We start from the raw sequence: 6,984 nt of genomic DNA, 5'->3' as shown, positions 1-6,984 counted from the left end.
ACTGGCGACGCCGACATCAGCAGCGATCCCGCACCAGCCATTACCAGCGACAAGCCGCATCCCAGACATAAAGATCACGATCTACAGCTGGAGTATTAGGCGGCTTGAAGCGCCCGGACCCGCCCGGTGAAGTCCGATTGATCGCCGGCCGCCTACACCTAGTTGTGGCGACCGGCCGTCCTCCGAGTGCATGCACTGCCCGCCGGGATGCAGCCGAGGCCGGGATGGCGGCGGTGTGATGGCCTGTGGGAGAAGTGGTGGCGACAGTCCGCACGGGTCGGATCACCGAGGCCGGGAGCGTTGCCGGGCTCTGGGCTGGCCGTCACGGAGGGGGTGTCGGTGCATGGCTTGGCCAGAACGGCACAGCCCCTTTTGGCCGAATCCGTAAACTCAAATCCGTGAACCGGGAATTACTTACGGAATAAATCATTCCATTCTCAACTTCATCTCAATTTCATTGACGCGCACTTTGGGCGCTTGCTAAATTCCCCTCTGTGCACCGGTACTTAAAACTCTGGCTTAATGGCGAGGTAGCTTGCCGAATGTCGGAGATTTATGTTAAGGAACTCCGCATTTACGGTCTCATGTGATGTCGGTTAGTTGCAGGCAAAAGTCGCATCCATGACCAAGGTGTGTCGACAGATCAGGATCACGACCCTCTGGGGGAGTAATGAAACGTATAACAAGGGTTGGCGCGCTCGTCGGTGCAGTCGCCATGGGGGCAGTACTCGCGATTGATTCGGCGACGCCAGCTCTGGCTCAGAGTGGGGCGAGTGATGATAGTCCCGTGAATCGATTCTTCGAGCCGGGGACGAAGATACCTGAAAACCTTCTCAAGCCCGGCGCCCAGTTGACGATCAAGCGAAACGCCGATGATGAACAATCACTCCCTTCGGCTCCAGATCAGTCGCAGGGTGTGAAGAGGACTGATCTAGGTGAGTCATGTAGCACCGAAGTGATTGGGAAGACGAGCGGCCACGGAAAAACCACTCTAGTGCTTTCCATTAATAAGGAAAGATCGGTAGTTCTCAGTGGCGAGGCCGGGGTCAGTTATGGGGTTATTTCTACCTCTGTCGGATTTAGTGTGACGAAAACCTACAGGGTCACAAACGAGACCCGTTACGAGGTTCCCAAAAACAAGTTTGGCACCGTCGAGGCATACACTCTCTTGCATCATTACCGGGTCGTCGTCGAACGCGGTATGCCGTCCCCTGGGATCTATGCGGTGGACGTGTATAAGCCAGTCGGCGTATGCTTTAACCAGTGGCTGGGCTAGCTAACCGTTTAGGGCAGCGCCCCCGGCGCCGAGGGCGCTGAGGATCATGAGATGTGAAAGGGTGGCTGATTAGTGCGGATACTGCGGAGCCTACTCCTAGGGGTCACCCTTTCGATCTCGTGTATCGGTTGTACGGGAGGAGGAAAGGGTATTGCGGATGGGCCCTCCGTCGACCAATTCACACCTTTGACTCAGCTCAAGTCGATCGACTCGAGTGAAGAGAGCATTATTGCGGCGAATGAATTCCCTCCTGAGTCTCACCCTCCTAAAGTGGTAGGTGAAATTCGGCAGGGTTCCTACCGTCTGGTTGCGTACATTCAGGGCGATTCATGCGGGCTTCGAGTGGTTGACGCGCAAAACCCTAACCGATCGCCGATCCATATTACTTCGGCCCGGTTGAAAAATGCATCGGAAGGGAGTGCAAGCTATCCTGCCGGCCCCTACAGTTTCGCCTCGGCGGCTGGTGCGAGCGGATCGGGACTATGGGCCTCACTGGCCTGCAGCAGGTCGGCAATGGTGATTGACTATTCCTCTCCAGATCGCGGATCTACTACTGAGCGGCGGGGCAGTGTCTCCACCAATGAGCCTCGCAGGCATGCTGGAAATCTTATTGTAATCATTGGCTCGCGGGAAACGCGCGAAAGCATTCTTTCGCAGGTCCAGAAACGGTCACAGTAAGTAGGGGCGCCGAGTTCGTTAGTACTCCAGCTGTAGATCGTGATGAGGCGGCGACTTTGTCGAGGATCTCGTCGGCGGTCTTCGTCCAGACGTAGGGGCGGGGGTGTTCGTTCCAGTCGGTGAGCCAGCTGCGGATGTCGCGTTCCAGGGCCTGGACGGAGCGGTGGACGCCACGCTTGAGTTTCTTCTGCGTGAGTTCGGCGAACCAACGTTCCACCAGGTTCAGCCAGGACGAACTCGTCGGTGTGAAGTGCAGGTGGAAGCGCGGGTGTGCCAGCAGCCACTGCTTGATCGTGGGCGTCTTGTGGGTGACGTAGTTGTCCAGGATCAGATGCACGTCGAGGTCGGCGGGGACTTCCTTGTCGAGCTTGGCGAGGAACTTCTTGAACTCCACCGCCCGGTGGCGCCGGTGGAGAGAACCGATCACCTTCCCCGTGGCGACCTCCAGCGCCGCGAACAGGGTGGTGGTGCCGGCCCGGACGTAGTCGTGGCTGCGGCGCTCGGGCACGCCGGGCACCATCGGCAACACGGGCTGGGACCGGTCCAGGGCCTGGATCTGTGACTTCTCGTCCACGCAGAGGACCAGCGCCTTCTCCGGCGGGTCGAGATAGAGGCCCACCACGTCCCGGACCTTGTCGATGAACAGCGGGTCCGTGGAGAGCTTGAACGTCTGCGAGCGGTGCGGCGCCAGCGCGAATGCCCGCCAGATCCGGGAGATGGCGGACTGGGACATGCCCGTGGCCGCCGCCATCGACCTCGTCGACCAGTGGGTGGCGTTCTTCGGTTTCTCCTCGAGCGTCTTGACGATGACCCGCTCGACGTCCGCGTCTGTGATCTTCCGCGGGACACCGGGCCGCGGCTCGTCGGACAGGCCGTCCAGCCCACGTTCGAGAAAGCGCCGCCGCCAGGTGCGGACCGTGTCCGGAGTGACCCGCAGCCGACGTGACACCTCCATGATCGAGTGCCCGTCGGCGCACTTCAGCACGATCCGCGACCGCTGGGCCAGCGCCTGAGCCGTCGTGCGGCGACGCACCCAGCCCTCCAGCACGGCCCGCTGGGCATCGGTCATGAGTGCCGACATTGGCAAGCGGCTCCAGGAAGTGCGTAAGCGGCGCGCCATGACGCAGCGTCAGCTGGCGAGCGAGTCCGGCGTGTCGCTCTCCTTGATCCGGAAACTGGAGCAAGGGGAGCGGGCTGACACACGCCTGGAGACTGCGCGCCGACTGGCACAGGCCCTGCGGGTGCCCACAACCATCCTCATGACTGCACAAGAGGATGAGACACCCGGTAATGGCGCACGGTGGGCACGCGCCCGGGGTACAGGGCGCGACCTTGGGCAAGTAACCGCACGCACGTCACCTAGGCCGCATGGAAACGAGCTTCCCCCACACCACCATCCGGTAGCGCGAGGTGAATTCGGGGGTGCAGGTGGTCAGGGTGATGTAGTAGCCCGGCTCGTCGTACCCGTGGCCGGCCCGGACGAGGGAGCGCGGGACGCGCCGGAGGACCCCCGAGTCCGTCGCCGAGGTCCGCGGCAGCACCTTGTCGACGTCGTACGTGTACGTCGACGACCGCGTCTCCACCTCGATGTCGTCCCCGGGCCGCAGCCGGGGCAGGTACCGGAAGGGCTCGCCGTGCGTGTTCCGGTGCCCGGCGAGGGCGAAGTTCCCGGCCTGCCCCGGCTGTTGGGTGCCGCGGTAATGCCCCACGTACCCCTTGTTGAGGACGCCGGCCTTGCTCACGCCCTCGGCGACGGGAACGCGGAGGCGCAGTCGGGGGATGGTGAGCACGGCATACGCCTGGGATCGCCGGGGCTGCACGACAGGGGTGTACGACCGCTGCGGCGCCGGCACCTTCGGGGTGCCCGCGGGAGCGTGGGTCGTACGCGAGCCGGCGCCGGTATCCGCGCCGGTGACAGTATCCGCGCCGGTGCCGCCGTCGGCGCGGCCGTTCCCCCACTCCCGCTCCAGCGCCTCCACCTTCCGCTCGGCCCCGCGCCGCGCCTCCCGGTTGGTCCACCACAGCTGGTGCACGACCAGCAGCATGAGCAGCACACCCACGGTGACGAGCAGCTCGCCCCCGCTCCACAACGCGCGCCGTCGCCGCGCACGCCTACGGCGATCGCTGTGCCCGACGACCCGCACGCCCGCCGACGCCCGCATCCGCACCCACCTCCACCGGAGCCGCACGCAAGATAGGCGCATCGCCCCCAACTGGCCAGAGCCGCAAGGGATCCGAGTCCGCGCCCCGCTTCCTCAACCGGTTTTAGAAAGGGCTGTCGCAACTCTCGACAATCCCACCCGCCACCCTCGATGCTTCCTGCTGTCGACATGCCGGGGGGACGAGCCGGCACCGCTCCGGGGACGCGGTGCCGAAGCCGCACGGAGAGGCAGAGAAGCCATGATCCGACGCAGAACCCTGCTCGCCGCCGCGGGCGGTGGCCTTCTCGGCAGCGCCCTGGCCACGGGCACGGCCCGGGCCGACGCGACGATAACGGTCAATCCGTCGACCGCTTACGGAACCTGGGAGGGCTGGGGCACATCCCTGGCCTGGTGGGCGAACGTCTTCGGCGGGCGGGACGACTTCGCCGACATCTTCTTCCCCACGAGGACGACGGCATACACCGGGACACAGCTGCCCGGCCTGGGCCTGAACATCGCCCGCTACAACCTGGGCGCGTGCAGCTGGAACAGCGTGAACGGCGAGTCGATGGCCGCGTCCCCCAACGTCCCCGCGTACAAGCAGATCGAGGGCTACTGGCAGGACTGGGCGAACGAGGACCCGGCCTCCGCGTCCTGGAAATGGACGGCGGACGCTACCCAGCGCGCGATGCTCGTGAAGGCGACCCGACGCGGCGCGACCACGGAACTGTTCGCCAACTCCCCCATGTGGTGGATGTGTGCGAACCACAACCCGTCCGGCGCGGCCGACGGCGGCAACAACCTCCAGTCCTGGAACTACCGTCAGCACGCCTCCCACCTCGCCTCGGTCGCCCTGTACGCGAAACAGAACTGGGGCGTGAACTTCGCGACGGTGGAGGCCTTCAACGAACCTTCCTCGGCCTGGTGGACGGCGACGGGCACCCAGGAGGGCTGCCACGTCGACGCGAGCGTCCAGTCAGCCGTACTCCCCTACCTGCGCGGCGAGTTGGACAAGCGCGACCTGACCGGCACCAGGATCTCGGCCTCGGACGAAACGGGTTACGACCTGGCCCGCACGACGTGGAACTCCTTCTCCTCGACGACGAAGGGCTGCGTCGACCGGGTCAACGTCCACGGCTACCAGGGCGCCGGCGGGCGTCGCGACCTCCTCTACACGGACGTGGTGACGACGTCCGGCAAGGCCCTGTGGAACTCGGAGACCGGCGACGGCGACGCCACAGGCCTGACGTTGGCAGGCAACCTGCTCTACGACTTCCGCTGGTTGCACCCCACGGCATGGGTCTACTGGCAGGTGATGGACCCGAGCGCGGGCTGGGCGGCGATCGCGTACGACCCCGCCACCCTCCAGCCGGGAGCAGTCCAGACCAAGTACTACGTACTGGCACAATTCACCCGGCACATCCGTCCCGGCATGACGATCCTGGACACGGGGGTGAGCTATGCGGCGGCAGCACTGGACCGAACGGCGAAACGCCTGGTGCTGGTGGCCGCGAACACGTCCGCCTCTCCCCAGACCCTGACCTTCGACCTCTCCCGCTTCTCCTCCGCGACCGGCGGCCCGGGCGGCCTGGTCCCCCGCTGGAACACGGTCACGACAGGCGGCTCGGACCGCTACACCCCCCACACGGACACGTACCTCTCCGGAAAATCCCTGTCTGTCCCCTTCGCGGCGAAGTCGGTCCAGACGCTGCAGGTGGAGGGCGTGACACCGTAGGCGATCTCGACGGAGAGCCGATGGCCGGCCCTTACTCCCTCCTGTCGGTGCTCGGCAGTACGGTGTCCCCCATGCGCCCCGACACGCCTGCCGAGAACGTCGACCACACCGCCGAAGCGGCACGCCTGGAGCGGACCGCCGGACTGTATCCCGAGGACGCCGAGGCCCTGCTCCTGCGCGCAGCGGCCCACCTGGAACTGTCCGGCGACCGCCCCGCGGCCACCGCGCTCTACGACCGCCTGCTGTCGTCCGCCGAGAGACTGGACAACCCTCCCCTGATCCGCGCCCTGAAGGCGTCGAACCTGTGGGAGTACGGCCACGAGGCCGAGGCGAGGGCGATCATCGAGGGCATCCGCGCGGCCGCCCCGCGGGACCCGGCGCCCTGGGTGATCGTGGCCGAGGCCCTGGAGTCCCACGACGAGCTGGAGGCGGCGGCGGAGACGTTCACGGAGGGCGCGCGTCTCCTGCTGACGAGCGAGACGGAACCCCCCGCCGGCACCCGCCCCCTCCTCTACGGCCGCCACCGCGTCCGCCGCATGCAGGGCCTTCCGCACGACGACTGGGACACCCTGGCGGACACCCTCCACGGTTCCGCGGCGCCGGTCTCCCTGGACGAACTCCACGACCCGAAACGCGTGTGGTCCCTGGGCTCGGAGAACCCGGCGGAACTCGAGGCGGAGATCACCCGCCTCCGCGCGGAACTCGGCGCCTACCGCGAGGCCCTGTCCCGCCCCTTCCCCGTGGCGATCCTGCACTGGCCGGCACCCGAACTGCGGGAACTGCTGTCGACGTACCCCACCCTCGCCGCGGAGTACCCCTCCCACGAGGAACACCTCGCGACCATAGAGTCCTCTCTCCGCGAGCTCTCCACGTCCGGCACCCCGAACCTGGGCATCGTCACGGGCACGGTCCCGTCGTACGAGGCGTTCGCGGCATCGGAAAGCTCCTCCCCGGAGGACGCGACTCTCCTCCCCCAATACGCGACGATCCTGGCGGCGCGGGGGCGGGCTGTGGCTTGGCCGCCGCAGAGGGGTGCGGGGTGCTGGTGTGGTGCTGGGCGGGGATATGGAGACTGCCACGGGGGCGAGTAAGTAACTCAGCCCCGACACCAGTCCAACACTGAGGTCCTGCCCCCTGCCCCCTGCCCCCTGCCC

Annotated in this window: 4 protein-coding genes and 2 pseudogenes; 4 read left to right on the top strand and 2 right to left on the bottom strand. The window is 65.9% G+C overall.

Annotated elements, in window-relative coordinates; all coding sequences use genetic code 11:
- The first annotated feature begins 787 nt into the window (after nucleotides 1-787).
- A complete protein-coding gene (locus tag AC07C1_RS29035; protein WP_478943697.1) occupies nucleotides 788-1,276 on the top strand; it encodes a hypothetical protein in 489 nt (162 codons plus the stop codon).
- 727 nt (nucleotides 1,277-2,003) lie between these two features.
- Here AC07C1_RS29035 and AC07C1_RS29030 read toward each other — a convergent pair.
- A pseudogene (locus tag AC07C1_RS29030) lies at nucleotides 2,004-3,035 on the bottom strand (IS630 family transposase); the annotation flags it as partial.
- On the opposite strand from AC07C1_RS29030, the pseudogene AC07C1_RS29025 reads away from it, so the two are divergent.
- Nucleotides 3,022-3,159: pseudogene (locus AC07C1_RS29025) on the top strand (helix-turn-helix transcriptional regulator); the annotation flags it as partial. The pseudogenes AC07C1_RS29030 and AC07C1_RS29025 overlap by 14 nt on opposite strands.
- A 150-nt stretch (nucleotides 3,160-3,309) precedes the next feature.
- Here the strand turns inward: AC07C1_RS29025 and AC07C1_RS29020 are convergent.
- The gene (locus AC07C1_RS29020; protein WP_478943695.1) at nucleotides 3,310-4,116 is read right to left on the bottom strand and encodes a class E sortase; all 807 of its coding nucleotides are present in this window, start codon (nucleotides 4,114-4,116) and stop codon (nucleotides 3,310-3,312) included.
- 238 nt (nucleotides 4,117-4,354) lie between these two features.
- Between AC07C1_RS29020 and AC07C1_RS29015 the strand changes: the two genes are divergently transcribed.
- Nucleotides 4,355-5,830, top strand: coding sequence for a glycoside hydrolase (locus tag AC07C1_RS29015; protein WP_478943693.1), 1,476 nt, complete (start codon nucleotides 4,355-4,357; stop codon nucleotides 5,828-5,830).
- A gap of 71 nt (nucleotides 5,831-5,901) precedes the next feature.
- Entirely contained in the window at nucleotides 5,902-6,921 is a 1,020-nt protein-coding gene (locus AC07C1_RS29010) for an SEC-C domain-containing protein (protein WP_478943705.1), read from the top strand.
- Nucleotides 6,922-6,984: the final 63 nt, after the last annotated feature.

It is taken from the genome of Streptomyces sp. NPDC045022 (assembly GCF_056432605.1).
Note: the sequence above shows the minus strand (reverse complement) of the source record. Positions and strands in the feature narration are given on the sequence as shown.